The organism is Pseudomonas sp. GW821-FHT07F05 (assembly GCF_059418765.1).
Genome location: NZ_JBWKQL010000012.1, coordinates 12,968 through 31,043 on the forward strand (window position 1 = coordinate 12,968; position 18,076 = coordinate 31,043).

Sequence of the window (18,076 nt, forward strand, 5' to 3'; positions counted from 1 at the left end):
GGGATGGGTCATAAGATTGCCGTCAGGAGTACGTATGTTCTCCGGCTAGATTAGCTCCAGATACTGTATGGATCAACAGTTCGGTGACGCATTCGCTGCCGCCTAGAATGACGCCACTGTATCGCCCTAGAGTCCTGCCTATGCCTGCGTCGCTGACTCGTCCCGCCCCCGCACCCTATCTGGCGCCTGATGAAACCGTCGTCTTGTTCGACGGGGTCTGTAAGCTGTGTAACGGCTGGGCGAAGTTTTTGATCCGGTATGATCGCGGCCACCGCGTCCGGCTTGCCGCCGTTCAATCGGAGGAAGGTCAGGCGCTGCTGGCTTGGGCGGGTTTACCCGTCGATATGTTCGATACAATGGCGGTTATCCGCGACCATCATTACTGGGTGAGGTCGGATGCGTTTTTTGAGGTCATCGGTCGGCTGCCGGGCGCGTGGCCCCTGCTTCAAGTGCTGAAGGTATTTCCACGGTGGCTGCGGGACTGGTCTTATGACCGGGTCGCGCTCAACCGATATAGATTATTCGGGCAGTACGATGTCTGCCTGATGCCGACTCAAGATCATGAGCGTCGCTTTCTAAAGGCGCGGCCATGACCGCACTGCGCCAAGCACATTGGCTGGGGCGTGGCGGTCTCGCTTTCATGTTTGCTTACCATGGGCTGGTGCCGAAGCTGATTGCGCCTAGTCCGGGGGAGCAACTGTTGCTGCGAGCCCGTGGCCTGGAGGGTGCTCCCTGGCTGTCTCGCGGCGCAGGCATAGCGGAACTGGCATTAGCAGCTTTACTGCTGCTCGCACCGCGGAACGTTTGGTCATTGGCGATCGCCGCTATCGTTTTAGTAGGGTTACTTGTGGATATCGCGCTGGTGCAGCCTGCACTCCTTGTCGATGCTTTCAACCCTGTCAGCCTGAATATTAGCGGGTTGGCGCTTTGTGCCGTCGCTTGGGTTACCCGGTCACAGCCCTTAGCGGAACTACCCAGCCTGAGGGATTAAATCTACGTTTGCAGAATGCGATGATGCCTGTGCTGAGTGGGTGTCTCGTGCCTTGAAGGTCAGCAGTCCCTCTGAACAAAAAGCTCCCCACCAACGAGCTACGAGTGCACGACCAAGTCGCCGATGCCACGTACGGTTTTGAACTCACCTTAAGGTTGAATGGAAATAGTTTATGACCTGCGGAACTCGACGCGAAAATGGTTGTCGATTGGGTGGGAGTTGACCTTATGTATTACAGCTAACCAAGGAGAGGTGCACATGTAACCAAGGAGAGGTGCACATGGCTTTTGACGGTTATATTCAGATCGCAGAAATTCCCGGCGAAGCATTGGACGAGAAGTTCAGCAAATGGATCGAAATCACTGGCTACAACTTTGGCGTTAGCCAAAGCACTTCAGCCACAGCCAGTTCCTCAGGAGGCGCGTCCTCCGGTCGAACCACAATGAGCAACTTCACCTTCACAAAATACCTGGACAGCGCCAGTTGCAAGCTGATGGAGGCTAGCTGTGCAGGTCAGCACCTCAAAGAGGTGAAACTGGTGCTCTGCAGAGCAAGCACCGAAAGACTCAAGTATTATGAAGTAGTACTTGAAGAAGTTATTATAGCGGACTACTCCCAAAGCGCTAGTTCAGGCGTGCCAATCGAAATTGTGCAACTGAATTACGGTCGCATCAAAACCACATATACCTTGCAAAAACGCAGCGATGGTCTCGCCGGCGGTAACGTAACTGGCGGATGGGATCGGATCGGCAATAAGAAGTATTCGTGAGGCAATGATATGTCCGAAGTTCAGTCTTTCATCAACTCCAGAACGCAAAACTTCGAAACTCTGAAGGCAAATATCCCGCTTTCCAAAAACTCAAAAGCCAAATTCAACGTCCTTAATGCCCATATAGCAGGCAGTGTTGTATTGGCGGGGGAGCTTGTAATTCTAGGTGATTCATCTACCCCCTCCTGTACAAGCCAAGAAGCCTACATGATGACTAAGGCCAGTCAAGTCCATACGGACTTGCTCAGCAATGGGGCGGGCGCGGATGATTTTTTTCTTGATAATTTTGAATTATTGCAAAGTCTTCTTTCAAATGCCTCAACCGGTGTAGGTGCCGTAACCGAGGGATGGAACAAACACCTGGACGCTATCAAGACCACACTCGATGACATAGAAAAATTGCACAGAGATCACCTTGGATCAGGTTCTATGGCAGGCCGTGACACGTTCTATGCAAAACGAACCGCCCTTTTCTTGAAGCTGGATAAACAGCTATCAAGCATGGCATCTTACGGTTCGGGATTACGTAACGAAGGTTCAATTAAAAGGCTTTTGGGAATATCCACTTCCAGCTACATGCACACGGGCGAAATATCTGGATATGCAGATAAGGTCTCGGGCGTCGCTAAAGCCGCTAAATTAGCAAAGAAAGGGGCTTACATAGGCACTGCTTTAGATGTGGCATCCACCGGTTTGTCGATTCATAAAGCTTGTACATTGGGCAGAGAGCAAGAGTGCAAAAAAGCCACGTATGTTGAGGGTAGCTCGCTACTGGGGAGTTTGAGTGTTGGCGCGATAGGTGGCTCGGTCGGTAGTGGCATTGCCGGAATTATATGTGTTGGGTTAAGCATACCAACAGGCGGAGGTGCTGCATTAGCATGTGCAGTAATCGGAGGCGCTGCGGGAGGTATGGCGGGAGGCGCGCTTGGAACTAAAGGTGGTGAGATGATGGGTGACTATCTATACAGGCAGACAAGCCGATGACAGACGTGGATCCCGGGTTGATAGCGACAATCATTATTTTATTCGCCGTAATTACAGTGTGTATTTCTTTTTATGTGGCTCACGCCTATACCGAGAAATTTGAACATTGTCTTCCCAGCTGTAAATTTGTCGAGCAAAATAAAGAGGTCTTTTCGAGTGCAGGGCTTTTGGGAAAGATTATGCGCTGCAATATGATTTATTTTTATCTTTGGATGCCAAGTGTTGGAGAAAAAGGGGGCTTGGTGGATGTGAAGGACATTGAATGCTTTCCTGTGAAATTCAGATACCTGCTTACAATTCCTTGGACAGTGCAGATTATTCTGTTAATAGCCCTGGTGCTACTCATCCAATCAAGCGCAACCTAGCTTCTATCTCTCCCCCTCTAAAACCGAAGAAAAATTTATTTATCAGCAACGATATTGATTCATGTTTGAGATTACCTATTCAGGTCGCGATAGGGACGACGGTTCTCCATCGTGACCAAAATTGTGTGCTCAATGGCTACTGAAGTTCGCTGTCGGATCTTTATCATAGCGACTTTGGTTAAACATCTTTATGAAAGACATAACTGCTTGAGTCGCCATCTGCCGCCTAGTTTTCCTCCGCCGTCGACGCTGATCACTTGGTCGCTGGTCTCGACCCTCGCCCCGGCGCGGCTGTTGGGACTGACCGGCGGCACCTTCAACCTGATCGGCAACCTGGCGGCAATTGCCACACCGATCGTCATCGGCTTCCTGGCGTCGGGTGATTCCTTTGCGCCGGCGATCACTTACATCGCCGTTCTGGCGCTGCTTGGGGCGTTGTCCTACATCCTGTTGGTGGGCAAGGTGGAACGCATCGAGTTGTCATGACCCTGTCGATACGTAATGAGGGACGTCAATCACGTGCCCGGTGACGGACATTTGCTTGAGAGAGGCATGGAAGCCGTCAAGGCCTGGGTAAGACCGGGCTTGAGGGGTGGTCTAGATCGAAGAGAGCAATCTTTCGCGCAGGTGCTCAGGTGCTCCACCGAATCGGTATTGAACCGTTTGAAGGGTCGAAGTGGACCCTTTAAACGGTTTTTAGTATCAGGCAAGAGCACCTGAGCTGGCGCAGGCTTTCAGGCAGCGCTTGCGGTTAGAACGCCCAATTCAGCGACAGCCCTACGCCGTGGGTTTTATCCCGGGCGCCCAGCAGGCCGTTGTAGTCCAGATCGATCCGCGCATCCCGGTTCAAGACAAGGCTGGCGCGGGCGCCCACGACGGCGGCGTCCCGGTCCATGGACACGCTTTGCACGGCAAAGCTATTCACCCCGCTGGCAAAGGCCAGGTGCTGCTCGGCCGAGGTATCGCTCAGGTTATGCTGCCAGCCCAACGTACCTGAGACGTCCAGTTTCTGGGTATCGGTGAGGTTAAACCGGCTACCGGCACGCGCGCCCAGCGTGGACAGCACCGTGTCGCGGGTGTCGTCATCACCCTTGAGCGCCGTGTCGCCTCCTTTCTCCGTAAAGCTGTCGCTGTCGAAGTGCATATAGGCCAGGTTGGCGAAGGGCTCCAGCGCCAAAGGCTGCAGGTTGAGGCGATAGGCCGCTTCGGTGAACACCTGGGTCGATTGCGCGTCGCGCTTGACCTTCAGGCGGTCGGCCGAAGTACCCAGTTGCACGTCTCGCTTGACGTCAATGCGGTGCCAGCTATGGGATGCACCTGCGGTCAGGCGCAACGGCCCTTCCTCGTGGCCAATGTACGCACCCAGATGGTAGCTATCGGCCGAGGCGCTGGAATGGGTGTCGTCACCCATGCCTAACGAGGTATCGCTGTAACCGACCATGGCGCCCAACCGGGTGTGCTCAGCCACCAGGCCGTCCACACCGGCGAGCAGGCCGCCCAGGGATGAGGTTGAACTGGCGCTGTCGCTGCTGCCGGCGTTCTTGCCCCAGGCACCCAGGCCTTTCACCCACAGGTTGTTGCCTTCAACGCCCGCCGCAGGCTGGTCGTACAGCCCTTCGACGCGCAGGCGATCACCTACGGCATCACGTACCTGACGGCTGTCGTTGATCAGCTGAGTGGCGATGGCCGGATGCACTTCGCCGGACAACTGGGTGTAGGCACGCCGGGCGGTAGCCGCATCAGGGCTCAACAGCAGCTCTTCGTACACCGCGTTACCGGCCCCTAATTGCTCGGCGGCCGCCGCTACGTTGGCCTGGTTAGCGGTTTGCGCGGCGCTGGCGAAGCTGTCCCCGTTGCGCTCCAGGGCCAGGGCAACGCCCGTACCGCTGTAGGCCAGGTTGCCATCCAGGAAAGCGTAGTTATCCAGCACCGACCCGAACTGGCCCTGCACGCCGCCAGCGGCTTGCAGCACGTTGAACTGCCGGCCGATCAGGCTGTTGACCTCGCTTGTGGTGAAGCCGGCGCCGTTTTCCAGCGAGAGGGCCATGGTCGCACCGCTCACCGTAGCCTGTCCGCCGGCGATGATGCGGTCGCTGCCAGCGGGCGACAACTCCACCGCATACACAGCCCCGGGCGCCAGGTTAAGGTCCCCCGCCACCTGTAAGGTGCCCACGGAATTGCCCGGCGCCACCGTACCGCCACGGTTGGCGGCAAGGGACGCGACCCGGCCGTTGCCGCCCAGTATACCCGTGTCGTTGACGGTCACCGCCGAGGCCAGCGAACCATTGACCGCCAGGCGCCCTTCATTGACCAGGGTTGGGCCGCTGTAGGTGTTGGCGCCGGTCAGCACCAAGGTACCGATACCCAGCTTGGTCAAGCCGCCATGCCCGGCTATGTCATTGCTCCACACGTCCCGCCCGCATTGTGGCCCGCTGCAGAGGCGCTGGGTCGGTTTACCGGCATCGACCACCGCGCCGGTGCCCGGCAGGTTGGCAACGAACTGGCTGTCGCCATAGGCGCCGCTGATACGAAACTCGGCGGGAATATCCGCCTCGGTGACGAACATGCTCGGGCCGTTGACGGCCTTGCCCAGGTTGATCATGCCCCAGCCATAGAGTGCGTCCACGCCAGGCGCGCCGAGGTCGGTGGCGGTGGTTTTCAACACGTCGGCCACCTGTGCGCCGGTCATGTAGGGGAAGCGCTCCATCAGTACCGCCATGCTGCCGGCCACATGGGGCGCGGCCATGGAGGTACCGTTTTTGTTGGCCCAGCCCACGGTCAGGTCTTGCAGGCTGGTGCCGTTGAGCACGGAGCTGTAGATCCGCGTACCTGGCGCCGACACGCAGAAGCTGGCCGTGTAACCGCAGCGAGAAGAAAAGGTGCTCAGGGTGTAAGGCGTGGTGCCGGCGGCCGCGGCGTTCGGGTTTTGCTGCAAGGCAGCAACCGTCAGCCAGTTGGGGGCGATGTCTGGCACGAAATACCCGAGTCCGGCCATCGCGTCCGGGTTGTTCAGGTTGTAGTCGTTGCCTGCGGCGAAGATGGTGACCACGCCGCTGCGCGCTGCATCGATGGCGCCCTGATAAGCGCCCCCTGGGCGAGTGCCGAGGATCTGTCGGATCTGATCGAACTGCAGCTGCGCATCCTGCACGGTGAAGTGCGGAAAGGCCGGGTCGCGACCGCCCTGGTCGAAGCGGTCGGTAATGCCGATGCCCCAGCTGTTATTGATGATGCGCGCGCCACTGCTGACCAATGCGTTCCAGCCAGCCTGGTAAACCGCGCCGTCGTTGCCCAGCACAATCCCGTCTTCCGGGCCTGGGTCGCCGTTGTCGGCGCTGATGATCTGGGCGTTGAAGGCCACGCCGTGCATGGGCCCGCCGTCTCGGTTGCCGCCAGCGATGCCACCTACGTGGGTGCCATGGTTACCCAGCCGGCCGTTGGAGTCAGGGGTAGGGGTGCCATCGTAGCGGAAGGGGTCGCCGGCCTTTACCGGAATATAGGGGTCGGTGTACTCGCGAATGCCACTGGTAACCAGGTTGATCACCTTATCCGGGCTGCCGAATTCCGGGTGCGGTGCGTACACCGGCTGATCGAAAATCCCCAACTTCACGCCCTTGCCGGTGTAACCGGCCGCGTAGGCCTGGTCGGCGTTGATCGCGCCCAGCCCCCATTGGGCCGTGAACTCCGGGCTGCGCCAACTGGCGACATTCCCGGCCTGGCCGGCTTCTACGTAAGGCGCAGCATGGGCTACACCGAGGGTGGCCAGGTAACAGGCGAGGGCGCCGCAAGAAGCGCGATTGGCTTGCCGAATAGCGTGCCGAATGGAGCTGACAGCAACCTGTCGAGTGGTGAATAGCTCTTTCATAGATATAACTGTCCTTAGTTAGCGCACACAAAACCCCGCGCGAATGCCGCCTTGGCATCCGCGTCGTTCTTTTTCCAACAATGGGTAGGTTGAAACCTTCAGCCTTATGCAAGCGGCGGGCGACGGCTTGGCTCGCCCTGCCGCTTTGCGTTTAGAACTGCCAGTTAAGGCTCAAGCCGATGCCGTGGCTTTTTTCACGGCTGGCCAATTGGCCGTTGTAGTCCAGGCTAACGCTGGCCTCACGGCTCAGCGCCATGCGGGCATGGGCACCCACCAGGGCCGCGTCACGCACCAGGGGCGAACTTTCGATGCCAAAGCTGCTGCCGCCTGCCGCAAAGGCCATGTGCTGCTCTGAATCGGTGTCGCTCAGGTTGTGCTGCCAGCCCAGGCTGCCGGACAGGTCCAGCTTCTGATGATCATTGATTGCGATGGTTTTAAGCGCCCGTGCACCCAGCGTGCCGAGCACGGCTTCACGGGTATCGCTGCCGGAGGCAAGTGCTGCGGCATCGCCCTTCTCGCTGAAGCTGTCAGTGCCAAGGTGGACATAGGCCAGGTTAGCGAAGGGCTCAAGCACTGCGGGCTGCAACTGAATACGGTACGCCGCTTCGGTGAATACCTGTGCGGTTTGCGCATCGTGCTTGGTTTTCTCCCGGCCACTGGCGCCGCCGACCTGTACATCGCGGTGGGCATCGATCCGGTGCCAGCTGTAGGCACCGCCGAGGGTCAAGCGCCAGGCGCCGATCTCATGACCCAGGTAGGCGCCCAGATGGTAGCTGTCTACCGATGCACGGGAATGGGTACCCGAGCCCATATTGACCGAGCTGTCACTGTAGCCGCCTACCAGGCCAAGGCGCGTGTCGTCACCTACGTCGCCGTCGACCCCCGCCAGCACGCCGCCAATGGACGAGGTATAGCCAGCCGTATCGCTACGGGAATCCGTTTTGCCCCACGCGCCCAAGGCCTTGAACCACACATTGTCTTGCGCCGCCGTATTGGCATCGGCACCGAACACGCTGGCGCCCAGGCGCTCGCCAACCGCATCACGCACATAGCGGCTGTCGTTGATCAATTGGGTGGCGACTGCCGGGTAGATCTCGCCCGACAGCTGCTGGAAACTCTCCCGGGCCGAGGCGGCACTTGGCGCGAGCAGCAGGTTTTCATACACCGCGTTCCCCGCTCCCAATTGTTCGGCGGCCGAGGCCACGGCTGCCTGGTTAGGGGTTTGCGCCACGCTGTCGAAAGCCGCCGTGCGTTCGATATTCAGCGCAACGCCGTTAGCGGCGTAGTCCAACCGGCCGCCGAGGAAAGCGTAGTGAGAGGTGACCGCTGCGAACTGCCCGTTCACACCATTGGCGGCCTGCAACACGCTGTACTGGCGGCCAAGCAGGGTCTGGCCAGGCGTGGCATTCAAGGCCAGCGGTGTTGGGTCCAGGGCCAGGGTCATGTTGGCCCCCGACACCGTGGCACTGCCGGTGGCCACAATGCGGTCACTGGCCGTTGGCGAAAGCTCTACCGCGTAGGTTGAGCCTGGCGCGAAGGTTAAGTCACCGTTCACTCGCAAGGTGCCGATGGAGTTACCCGGCGCCACCTGCCCGCCGCTCAACGCGGTGAGGTTACCGACCTGCCCATTGCCGCCCAAGGTCCCACCCGCATTGACCTGCACGGCGGACGCCAGGGAGCCATTGACCGACAGCACACCACCGTTGACTTGGGTGTCGCCGCGATAGGTATTGTTACCTTCAAGGATCAATCGGCCCGCGCCGGACTTGATCAGGCTACCTTGGTACTGGCGCTGAGCCGCGGCCGCAGCACGGGCGGTGCCCACGGCGTAGTCGGTCTGGTCCTGTTGGCTGGCAGTGCTGGCCACGCCGTTCTGCCAGCCTCTGTTGACCAGGGTTTGCCGCCAGGCGGCCTGTTCGGCAGTGTCCTCGGCCTGACGCTGGATCAACGCCTGATCAGAAATATCGTTACTCCAGACATCGGTTCGGCCGGCGCCCAGGGTGGCATCGAAGGTGCCCAGCAACTGGCCTGGCCCGCGCATGGCCCGCTCCAGGTTGACCACGCCCCAGCCCACAGTGCCATTAGGCGCCTGGGTGACCGAACCATCGAGCTGGGTCGCGGTGGTGAGCAGCACCTGCAAGGCCTGCTCGTTGTTCATGTAAGGGTAGCGCTCCATCACCAGCGCCAGTGCGCCGGTGGCATGGGGCGCGGCCATGGACGTACCGGACTTGAGCGCATAACCGCCGCCCGGCACGGTGCTGTTGATCAGCCTCCCCGGTGTGGTGATGCACCAATATTTGGCAATGCCGCACTGGTTGTAGCGCTGGGCATTAGCGCTATCCAGGCCAGACACCGCCAGCCAGTGGCCTTCCAGGTCTGGCTCGAAATATGGCAGCGCAGAACGCACACTGGCGTTCGCATAGCCAGTATTGCCAGCACTGAAGACGTTAATCACGCCCTTGCGCGAGACGTTAGCCGCTTCATCCAGCCAGGTGCCCCGGTTGTAATGCTGGGCATAAGCAGCCTGCACGCCTTCCAGTGTCGCGTAGGTCACATCCGGCGGCTGGCTACCCCAACTGTTGTTAATCGCCCGCACACCGGCATCGGCCAGCGCACCATAGGCCGCCTTGAAGTATCGCGGGTCTGGGCTCGGGCCAAACAAGAAGCTATCGCTCTGGTTGGTGTTGGCCACATAGATTTGCGCGTTGTACGCCACGCCATGCATGCCGACGCCATCGCGCGCCGCGCCCATGGTCCCGGTCACGTGCGTGCCGTGGGTATCGTTATTAGGGTTGATGGCACCCGTGACGCTAAAGGGCGAACCGTTTACGTAGGTGCCGTTGGCCGTTACCGCATGGTAGCGGGATGGGCTGGCTTCGGGATGAGAGGGGTCGAATCCCGAGTCCATCGCGCCGATTTTTACGCCGTTGCCGGTGATACCGGCAGCATAGGCCTGATCAGCCTGGATACGGCCCAATCCCCAGTCGCTCTGAAATTCTTCCGAGCGCCAACTGGCCGCGTCGCCTAACTTTCCCTGTTCTGCATAGTCGGCATACGCCGAGCAGCCAAAGGTAAAAGACAACGCGCAAAGTGCGGTCGTGGTTGCGGGTTTAATGGAATAACGGACAGCATTGGACGGCTTGAACCTTCGCATCCCTGCACACCTTTTGTATTTATTAGCTCCCTAGTGAGCGCTGTAAGAAAATAGTCCGCTGCGCAGGGGATGGCAACTTATTTGTTTCAAATTTGATACAAAGCCAATAGTAACTAAGCAGGCAGGTAATAAGGCACAAGGCGCTGTGATGAGGCATCTAGACGGAGCAGGCACAATTACGGTGCATTGCGAGATAGTGGCCTTTTAGTTCCATTGTCGAAAATCTAGCGCGCTTTTTAGTTAATCTAGCGTTGGCGTATTGGCGGCTTCGCTCAGTCACGAGAGCCAGGCAGGGAGGGTAGAAAAGAGGTATTCAAATAATGAATAGTCAAACCCTAGCCTAGCCATTACTTAGCCATGCCAGAACATCATCCTTGGCCAGCGTCTCGCTGTTGAGCAAGCGGCAGCCGCGCAGCCGTGGTAGTTGAGAAGGTGATGCCGGGTGCCCAAAACAGTGGGGTGCTTTGAAGTGATCATTATCGCTACAAGGGGGGTAGTCTTTATATTTTGGTGCGTCATGGCCCAGTTATTTGGGGTCAGAGAACCTCGGGGCTCCTGAGACTTCTGGCTGCTGGTTTGCTCCGATTATTTGCGTTATGAGCAGTAATGGGTTTTAAACGCACAAGCGCGAAGGGGCTGCCGGCGCGATGATTTTATACTGGCGCAACTTTTCGTAGTGCTGACCACGGCAAGCGATACTTCGTAAGCGGCCGGCAAAAGCACCGCAAGCGAATGGCAAAGACACACTGGATTAGGCGGTACTGCCCAATTTTCTTGTTGATCGAGCAATTTTGGGGCACGCCACAATCCACTTGATGACTCCGACGTAGCCGTTCCTCAAGTATTGGCCGCATTGTAGGAAAGGGTATAACGACGGCTTGCGACAATGCTGGCATGGGGAAAGGATCGTAGAGCAGATCTATGGATACTGTCGGGAAGCAATAGAGCTCGCGTCTAGCAAAACAGCCTGTTCAGTAATCCTTCAATGTGGGTTCCCTCGTATCCAGACCGCAATTCTTCGAGCTTCAGAACCCTACGCTCCCCGCCAAGCAGGCTGAGCCCGTGGAGCTCATTCAAGAGTTTCTGAGACGCTTCGACCTCAGGCTGCAGTGCAAGCCAGGCAGTATTCGCCCGAGCCGCCAAATCTTCAGCCTTACGACTCAGGCGTTGGGATTCGATGAGCGTGCTCGCACTCAACATGCTGTTGAGTTCTGCCTGCGTGCGCTCTAGATCGTTAAGCAACTCCGTGAAAACTTCAGCTTGGTCAAGCGCCACGGAAAGACCGTCGACATAGAGGGTGTCGTCCTGGACGCAGTAAATCCCCAGAGGCCCGTCACCGCCTCCGGTGCAATCCAGCGCGAGCACGTTCCCGAGGCGTAACGGCTCTGGAATCCACGTGTGACCCGTGCAAACACGCCAAACGCCGGCCACGCCTTGACGGTAATGCTTTTTGATCCGCTCCCGCCCCCACAGGGCTATTTCTTCGACTTGTGCGTTGTCGATATCGTTGACGAACCCCTGCCAGGACAAGCCTCTAGGTACATCCCCATGTACAACGCCCACGACCCCACGGGGTGATTCGATCTCGATGAGGGCAGGGAGGGTCTCAAGCTTGACGATGATCATCTCTTTCGACTCATCGGCGACGGTTGCCCACCAACCAGCCCCATGAGAGACATAACGAGCGTCCGGGTTTTCACGGTAAGCCCGAATCAGCATCTGTTCATGGTTACCCATTACGGTGAAAAACCACGGCTCGCCCAAAAGCTTGAGCCCGTCGAGCACGCCCGGGCCGCGATCAATGAGGTCGCCGACGCCGATGACTCGGTCAGTCTGGCTGTCAAAACCGAGTTTGCGCAGGCCTTTGTACAAGTCGGTGGTTTTGAAGTGAATGTCACCTACGACAAAGTCACGGCCATGGTGATTTTGCGAAAGTCTCAGAACTTTTTGTCTCATGCCTGCGGAATCCTTGGTCATCGAAACGGCTTAATTATCTGCCCTCAGACGCGTGCTACCAAGGTGAATCTTGGGGAGAATGCGATGGGCTTTCAGCGTGCGTACGGCGCGTTGTCCTACATCCTGTTGGCGGGCAAGGTCGAACGCATCGAGTGGGTATGACCCTGCGCCGACGCCGAGCAAATTCTGCACAGCGCTGGCAGGCTTCAAGGCTGGCGACGATAATGTTGCCGGTTTTCTGATTCGATAAGGCGCGCCATGCAAGATGCATCCGACACCGCCGTCACTGGCAAAGACCCTGCACCCACCGGCACGCAAACGCTGATTCGCGGCCTGGGCGTGATTCAGGCGGTCGCCAGCGGCGCTCGCGACCTCAAGGAAATCGCCCGGCTGATCGGCACCACCCGCAGCACCACCCACCGGCTTGCCAGTTGCTTGGTGGAGGAGCGTTACCTGCGGGTGTTGCCGCAAACGGGTTATGTGCTGGGGCCCAGGTTGATCGAGCTGGGATTCCAGGCCCAGGAAGAAGTGCCGCTTTTGGTGCTGGCCAGACCCTTTCTCGACGAACTGTCGGCGCTCACCGGCGACACCGTGCACCTGGCGATGCGCGACGGTGACGAGGTCTTGTACCTGCATAAAAATCCCGGGCGCAATGGCCCGGAGATGCGTTCGCGGGTGGGCCATCGCATGCCGCTGGCGCGCACCGGCATCGGCAAGGCGTTGCTGCTGGACAGCCCGGAAAGCGAATGGCAGCGGCTGTACGAAATCAGCGTGCCGACCACCGGCAAAAACCCGCTGTGGCCGGCCCATGAAGAACAGACCTGGGAGCAGGTGCAGGCGCGCATGCACGAGTACGTGCGGGGCGGTTATGCATTCGATCTGGAAGACAACGAGCCGTCCATTCGCTGCGTGGCCGCGCCGGTGCGTGACGCCAGCAAACAGATCGTCGCTGGCATCAGCATCGCCAGCACCGTGCCGTACATGCCGCTGGAAAAAATGGCCGACCTGGTGCCGGTGATCAAGGACGCGGCGGCACGGCTGTCGGCCGAGTTGGGCGGCTAGCGTGTCGCTGCGCAGAGCAGGAAGGGGTGAACGGGCGAAACGTTGACGCAGCGGGCGGCAATCACACGCTGTTGAAGCCCGGAAAGTGCCTGCAGCTGACGAGATCGAGAAATGGCTTTGTGATTGACCCAACCATAACCCCGACCCGCGGTCCTAATTGTTCAGAGGCCAGCGGCCGTCCGGCCAAGGCACGCGTGATTCGGGAAGGAGGGATGTTATGGCGAGTAGAAAAAAAATACAGCTCACACCGCTGCTGCTGCTTCAGGAACTCACCACCCTTTTGCTGGAGCATTTTGAGCAGGCCTGCGGACAAGCCCTCGCTGACGCTGAGAAGAAGCTTTCCAGGTTCGAAAAGAAGCACAGCAAGGTGGAAAAAAAGCGTGGCAAGCAGCGGGACCGTCTCGACTCCACGCCTACCGCAAAACGAAAAAAGCAGACGAAGTTGCGAGCCACTCTCTCACTGCTTGAGGCCGCTTTGGTTGAGTTGCAACTTCAGATCGATGAGACCCGGCAATACATCAGCCACTTGAAGCACGACATCCACGTAAGTCTCACGTTGGTGCAGGGCGTGGGCAAGGTGCGTGAAGCCGCCAGTGAAATGCTGCGCCAGCGCGAAGGCGGAGGCAGCTCGCCAGCCGCACAAACGGAAGTGGCCGCCAAGTCTGCTGTGAAGCCTTCGCCCGCAACCCTGCGCGCTGAAAAGCAGGCCACAGCACTGAAAGCGATTGCTAATGCGGTGGTCGCCAAGCCCACAGTGACGGTGGTCAAGGGACGAAAGCATGCACCCAGCGAGGTTGCGCCATTGGCCCACGGGGTCGCCGAGGCCAGCGCTACGCCCGAGCCGGATGAGGCGCCCCATGCTGAATCCGCGCTCCAGCCGGAGTGGCTCGAGCGCTCGCTGTAGTGGTGTCGCCGTTCGCCCCGCATTGCGCGGGGCGACCGGTGGATCAGGCCTTCAACGTGGCCATATCGATCACGAAACGGTATTTCACGTCACCGGCGATCATGCGGCTGTAGGCCTCGTTGATGTTCTTGATGTCGAGCATCTCGATGTCGCAGGTGATGCCGTGCTCGGCGCAGAAATCCAGCACCTCCTGGGTTTCGGCGATGCCCCCGATCAGTGAACCCGCCAGCACACGACGCTTCATCACCAGATTGGCCGCATGCAGCGCCGGATCGACGGGTTCGATCAGCCCGACGAGAATGTGCACGCCGTCAAAACGCAGGGTTTCCAGGTAGGGGTTCAAGTCGTGCTGCACCGGAATGGTGTCCAGCAGGAAGTCGAAATGACCGGCAGCGGCTTTCATCTGCTCGGTATCTGTCGAGACGATGACGTGATCGGCGCCCTGACGACGACCTTCTTCAGCCTTGCTCGCCGAGCGGGTGAACAGCGTCACTTCCGCGCCCATGGCCTTGGCGAACTTGATGCCCATGTGGCCCAGACCGCCCATGCCCAGCACGCCCACTTTGTCGCCGGCCTTGACGCCGTAATGCTTGAGCGGCGAGTAGGTGGTGATGCCCGCACACAGGATTGGCGCCGCAGCGGCCAGGTCGAGTTTCTCCGGGATACGCACGACGAAGTGCTCGCTGACCACGATGCTGTTGGAATAGCCGCCCATGGTGTTGCTGCCGTCGACGCGGTCCGGAGTGGCGTAGGTCATGGTCGGACCTTCGAGGCAATACTGCTCGAGGTCCTGCGCGCAGGCTTCGCACTGACGGCAGGAATCGACCATGCAGCCGACGCCGACCAGATCGCCGACTTTGTGCTTGCTGACGTTGGCGCCGACTTCGGTGACCTTGCCGACGATCTCGTGGCCAGGCATCAGCGGGTACACGGCGATGCCCCACTCGTTGCGTGCCTGGTGGATGTCGGAGTGGCAGACGCCGCAGTAGAGGATCTCGATGGCCACGTCGTCCGGCCGCGGGCTGCGGCGGCTGAACGTCATGGGGGCGAGGGGAGCGGTGGCGGACTGGGCGGCGTAACCGATGGCTGTGTACATGAAGAACCTCGCAAAAACGATGACGGTTGAGGCGGTGCATTGTCCGCAGCCGGGACGTCGCCGGCCATGGTCATTCCTCCGCCTGTCATGCCTGATCCTCCGAACCTGACACATCGATTCACCCGGCGCGGGGCTGATCTGCGATGATGGCGGTGTCAAATCCTCCGTATGGCTGCCCATGTCTCCTGTTTCTCATTCCGACGCCAACGCCGAGTTGGTCTCTCTCATCAAGCCCCTGGCGCCGCGCCCGGGTTTCGTCGATACCCTCGTGCCGGGCGTGCAGGCGATGTCCTGGGATTACTATGTCGCCAGCAGCCCGCAGATCTATGAACCCAGCCTGGTGATCATCGCCCAGGGCAGCAAACTCGCGCGCCTCGGCCCGCGAACGCTGGAATACGGCGCCGGTCATTATCTGGTGCAGGCGTTGTCGGTGCCGTTCATGTGCGAGACTTTCGCCACGGCCGAAGCGCCCATGTATGGCGTCGCCGTGTCAATTGATCGCGCGCTGCTGGGCGAGCTGGTGCAGACCATGGGCGAGGCGCCGAACGTGAAGGTCAGGGCGCAGACGCCGGAGTCCATGACCTCCGCCGAGCTGGATGCGCCGATGCGCGAGAGCGTCGAGCGGTTGCTGCGCTGCCTGCACGATCCGCTGGACGCGCAAGTGATGGGGCAGGCCCGTGTCAGGGAAGTGGTGTACGCCGCGTTGCGCGGTCCCCAAGCCGGAGTGCTTCGGGCACTGGTCGAACAGACCGGCCACTTCGCGCGCATTGCCGCGTCGCTGCAATACCTGCGCGACCATTACGATCAGGCCCTGAGCGTCGAGGATCTGGCCCGCTGCGCAAACATGAGCGCCTCGACCTTTCATGAGCATTTCAAGCGCAGCACGCTGCTGTCACCCGTTCAGTACTTGAAGCGCGTGCGGCTGCTCAAGGCTCAGCAGATGCTCATCGGCGAGGGCATGGGGGTGGCGCAGGTCGCGCACAAGGTGGGGTATCAGAGCACGTCGCAATTCAGTCGCGAGTACAAACGCTACTTCGAGCGCAATCCGGGGGAAGAGGGCGAGCGGCTGAAGATATCAGCGTGAGGGGTGATGCCGAACCTCGAAAGCTTCCCCACGGTAGGACCGGCTTCAGCCGGGAAGAGGCCAGCGTGCGCACCATCAATTGTGCGATGTGGCCGCTGACGCTTTCCCGGCTAAAGCCGGTCCTACTCAGAATTCCTCACATATTGGGATAGGTCGGGCCGCCTGCGCCTTCCGGTGCTACCCAGGTGATGTTCTGCGACGGATCCTTGATGTCACAGGTTTTACAGTGGACGCAGTTCTGCGCGTTGATCTGGAAGCGCTTCGCGCCGTCTTCCTGGGTCACCACCTCGTAAACCCCCGCCGGGCAGTACCGCTGAGCAGGCTCATCCCACTTGGGCAGGTTGACGCTGATCGGGATGCTCGGATCCTTCAGCTTCAAGTGGCACGGCTGCTCTTCTTCGTGGTTGGTGCCGGAGATGAACACCGAGCTTAATTTGTCGAAGCTCAGCTTGCCGTCGGGTTTCGGGTAATCGATCTTCTTCGAATCGGCCGCCAGCTTCATGCACGCGTAGTCCGGCTTGGTGTCGTGCAGGGTGAAGGGGATTTTGCCGCCGAACAGGTTCTGGTCGATGAAGTTGAACGCGCCACCGAAAATCGCGCCGAACTTGTGCACCGCCGGGCCGAAGTTGCGGCTGGCGAACAGCTCTTCATGCAGCCAACTGGCCTTGAAGCCCTCGACGTAGCCGTTGAGCGCGTCGCCACCCTCATTGCCGGCGAACAGTGCATCCGCCACCGCTTCAGCGGCGAGCATGCCGGACTTCATGGCGGTGTGGCTGCCCTTGATCTTGGCGAAGTTCAGCGTGCCCAAGTCGCAACCGATCAGCGCGCCGCCGGGGAAGACCATCTTCGGCAGCGAATTCAGGCCGCCCTTGCAGATCGCCCGCGCCCCGTAGCTGATGCGCTTGCCGCCCTCCAGATACTGCTTGAGGACCGGATGGTGCTTGAGGCGCTGGAATTCGTCGAACGGCGACAAGTACGGGTTGGCGTAGGACAGATCCACGATCAGCCCGACCACGACCTGATTGTTTTCCAGGTGGTAAAGGAACGAGCCGCCGGTGTTTTCGGTGCCCATGATATCCAGCGGCCAGCCGGCGGTGTGCACCACCAGGCCTGGCTGATGTTTGGCCGGATCGACTTCCCAGATTTCCTTCAGGCCGATGCCGTAATGCTGGGCGTCGGCTTCGCTGTCTAGGTTGAAGCGGTTGATCAGTTGCTTGCCGATGTGACCACGGCAGCCTTCGGCGAACAGCGTGTACTTGCCGCGCAGTTCCATGCCGGGGGTGTACAGGCCTTCTTTCGGATTGCCTTCACGGTCCACGCCCAGATCGCCGGTGAGAATCCCGCGGACCACGCCGTTTTCATCGATCAGCGCTTCCTGAGCCGCAAAGCCCGGGTAGATCTCTACGCCCAGGTTCTCGGCCTGCTGCGCCATCCAGCGGCACAGGTTGCCCAGGGAGATGATGTAATTGCCTTCGTTGTGCATGGTCTTGGGCACGAATGCGCCCGGGACTTTCTGACTGGCGTCGGCACCGGTCAGCACATAGATGTCGTCACTTTTGACCGGCGTGTTGAGCGGGGCGCCGAGGGCTTTCCATTCAGGGAACAACTCGTTGAGGGCGCGGGGTTCGAACACCGCACCGGAGAGTATGTGGGCACCGACTTCGGAGCCTTTTTCCACCACGCAGACGCTGATTTCCTGACCGGCGTCAGCGGCTCTCTGTTTCAGGCGGCAAGCGGCAGACAGCCCGGCGGGCCCGGCTCCGACGATGACCACGTCGAACTCCATAAATTCGCGTTCCACAGGCTATCTCCTACTCAAGGCTTAACGGCGTATTTTTTTATTGATGGC

At 59.4% G+C, this 18,076-nt stretch carries 13 protein-coding genes and 1 pseudogene; 9 read left to right on the forward strand and 5 right to left on the reverse strand.

Annotated elements, in window-relative coordinates:
• The first annotated feature begins 140 nt into the window (after positions 1–140).
• From AC07RO_RS21125 to AC07RO_RS21150, 6 genes and pseudogenes are all read left to right on the forward strand, one after another.
• A complete protein-coding gene (locus tag AC07RO_RS21125) occupies positions 141–593 on the forward strand; it encodes a thiol-disulfide oxidoreductase DCC family protein (RefSeq protein WP_495086989.1) in 453 nt (150 codons plus the stop codon).
• On the forward strand, positions 590–991 hold the full coding sequence (locus tag AC07RO_RS21130) for a DoxX-like family protein (RefSeq protein ID WP_495086990.1): 402 nt from the start codon (positions 590–592) through the stop codon (positions 989–991). The genes AC07RO_RS21125 and AC07RO_RS21130 overlap by 4 nt, the downstream gene beginning before the upstream one ends.
• Before the next feature lie 280 nt (positions 992–1,271).
• Complete coding sequence (locus AC07RO_RS21135; RefSeq protein WP_495086991.1) at positions 1,272–1,760, forward strand: Hcp family type VI secretion system effector; 489 nt, start codon at positions 1,272–1,274, stop codon at positions 1,758–1,760.
• Between the two features lie 9 nt (positions 1,761–1,769).
• Positions 1,770–2,744, forward strand: a complete 975-nt coding sequence (locus AC07RO_RS21140) for a hypothetical protein (protein ID WP_495086992.1) — start codon at positions 1,770–1,772, stop codon at positions 2,742–2,744.
• Positions 2,741–3,109 carry a hypothetical protein gene (locus AC07RO_RS21145; protein ID WP_495086993.1) on the forward strand — a complete coding sequence of 123 codons (369 nt, stop codon included), beginning with the start codon at positions 2,741–2,743 and terminating at the stop codon, positions 3,107–3,109. The genes AC07RO_RS21140 and AC07RO_RS21145 overlap by 4 nt, the downstream gene beginning before the upstream one ends.
• A 252-nt stretch (positions 3,110–3,361) precedes the next feature.
• Positions 3,362–3,595, forward strand: a pseudogene (locus AC07RO_RS21150) (MFS transporter); the annotation flags it as partial.
• Positions 3,596–3,860: 265 nt separating this feature from the next.
• On the opposite strand, the gene AC07RO_RS21155 reads toward AC07RO_RS21150, so the two are convergent.
• From AC07RO_RS21155 to AC07RO_RS21165, 3 genes are all read right to left on the reverse strand, one after another.
• Positions 3,861–6,971 (reverse strand): autotransporter domain-containing protein, encoded by a 3,111-nt coding sequence (locus AC07RO_RS21155; protein WP_495086994.1) that lies wholly within the window; start codon positions 6,969–6,971, stop codon positions 3,861–3,863.
• Between the two features lie 151 nt (positions 6,972–7,122).
• Positions 7,123–10,125, reverse strand: coding sequence for an autotransporter serine peptidase EprS (gene eprS / locus AC07RO_RS21160; protein ID WP_495086995.1), 3,003 nt, complete (start codon positions 10,123–10,125; stop codon positions 7,123–7,125).
• Positions 10,126–11,079: 954 nt separating this feature from the next.
• Positions 11,080–12,081: a metallophosphoesterase gene (locus AC07RO_RS21165; protein ID WP_495086996.1), complete on the reverse strand. Its 1,002-nt coding sequence runs from the start codon at positions 12,079–12,081 to the stop codon at positions 11,080–11,082.
• A gap of 258 nt (positions 12,082–12,339) precedes the next feature.
• Here AC07RO_RS21165 and AC07RO_RS21170 point away from each other — a divergent pair, with 258 nt between their 5' ends.
• Together AC07RO_RS21170 and AC07RO_RS21175 are read left to right on the forward strand one after the other, a co-directional pair.
• Positions 12,340–13,143, forward strand: coding sequence for an IclR family transcriptional regulator (locus AC07RO_RS21170; RefSeq protein ID WP_495009695.1), 804 nt, complete (start codon positions 12,340–12,342; stop codon positions 13,141–13,143).
• A gap of 217 nt (positions 13,144–13,360) precedes the next feature.
• Positions 13,361–14,047: an AlgP family protein gene (locus tag AC07RO_RS21175; RefSeq protein WP_495086997.1), complete on the forward strand. Its 687-nt coding sequence runs from the start codon at positions 13,361–13,363 to the stop codon at positions 14,045–14,047.
• A gap of 43 nt (positions 14,048–14,090) precedes the next feature.
• Here the strand turns inward: AC07RO_RS21175 and AC07RO_RS21180 are convergent, their stop codons facing one another.
• Positions 14,091–15,143 (reverse strand): NAD(P)-dependent alcohol dehydrogenase, encoded by a 1,053-nt coding sequence (locus tag AC07RO_RS21180; protein ID WP_282372555.1) that lies wholly within the window; start codon positions 15,141–15,143, stop codon positions 14,091–14,093.
• A gap of 178 nt (positions 15,144–15,321) precedes the next feature.
• Between AC07RO_RS21180 and AC07RO_RS21185 the strand changes: the two genes are divergently transcribed.
• Positions 15,322–16,227: an AraC family transcriptional regulator gene (locus tag AC07RO_RS21185; protein ID WP_192174879.1), complete on the forward strand. Its 906-nt coding sequence runs from the start codon at positions 15,322–15,324 to the stop codon at positions 16,225–16,227.
• A 136-nt stretch (positions 16,228–16,363) separates the two neighbouring features.
• Here AC07RO_RS21185 and AC07RO_RS21190 read toward each other — a convergent pair whose 3' ends face one another.
• Positions 16,364–18,028 (reverse strand): electron transfer flavoprotein-ubiquinone oxidoreductase, encoded by a 1,665-nt coding sequence (locus tag AC07RO_RS21190; RefSeq protein WP_495086998.1) that lies wholly within the window; start codon positions 18,026–18,028, stop codon positions 16,364–16,366.
• Positions 18,029–18,076 lie beyond the last annotated feature (48 nt).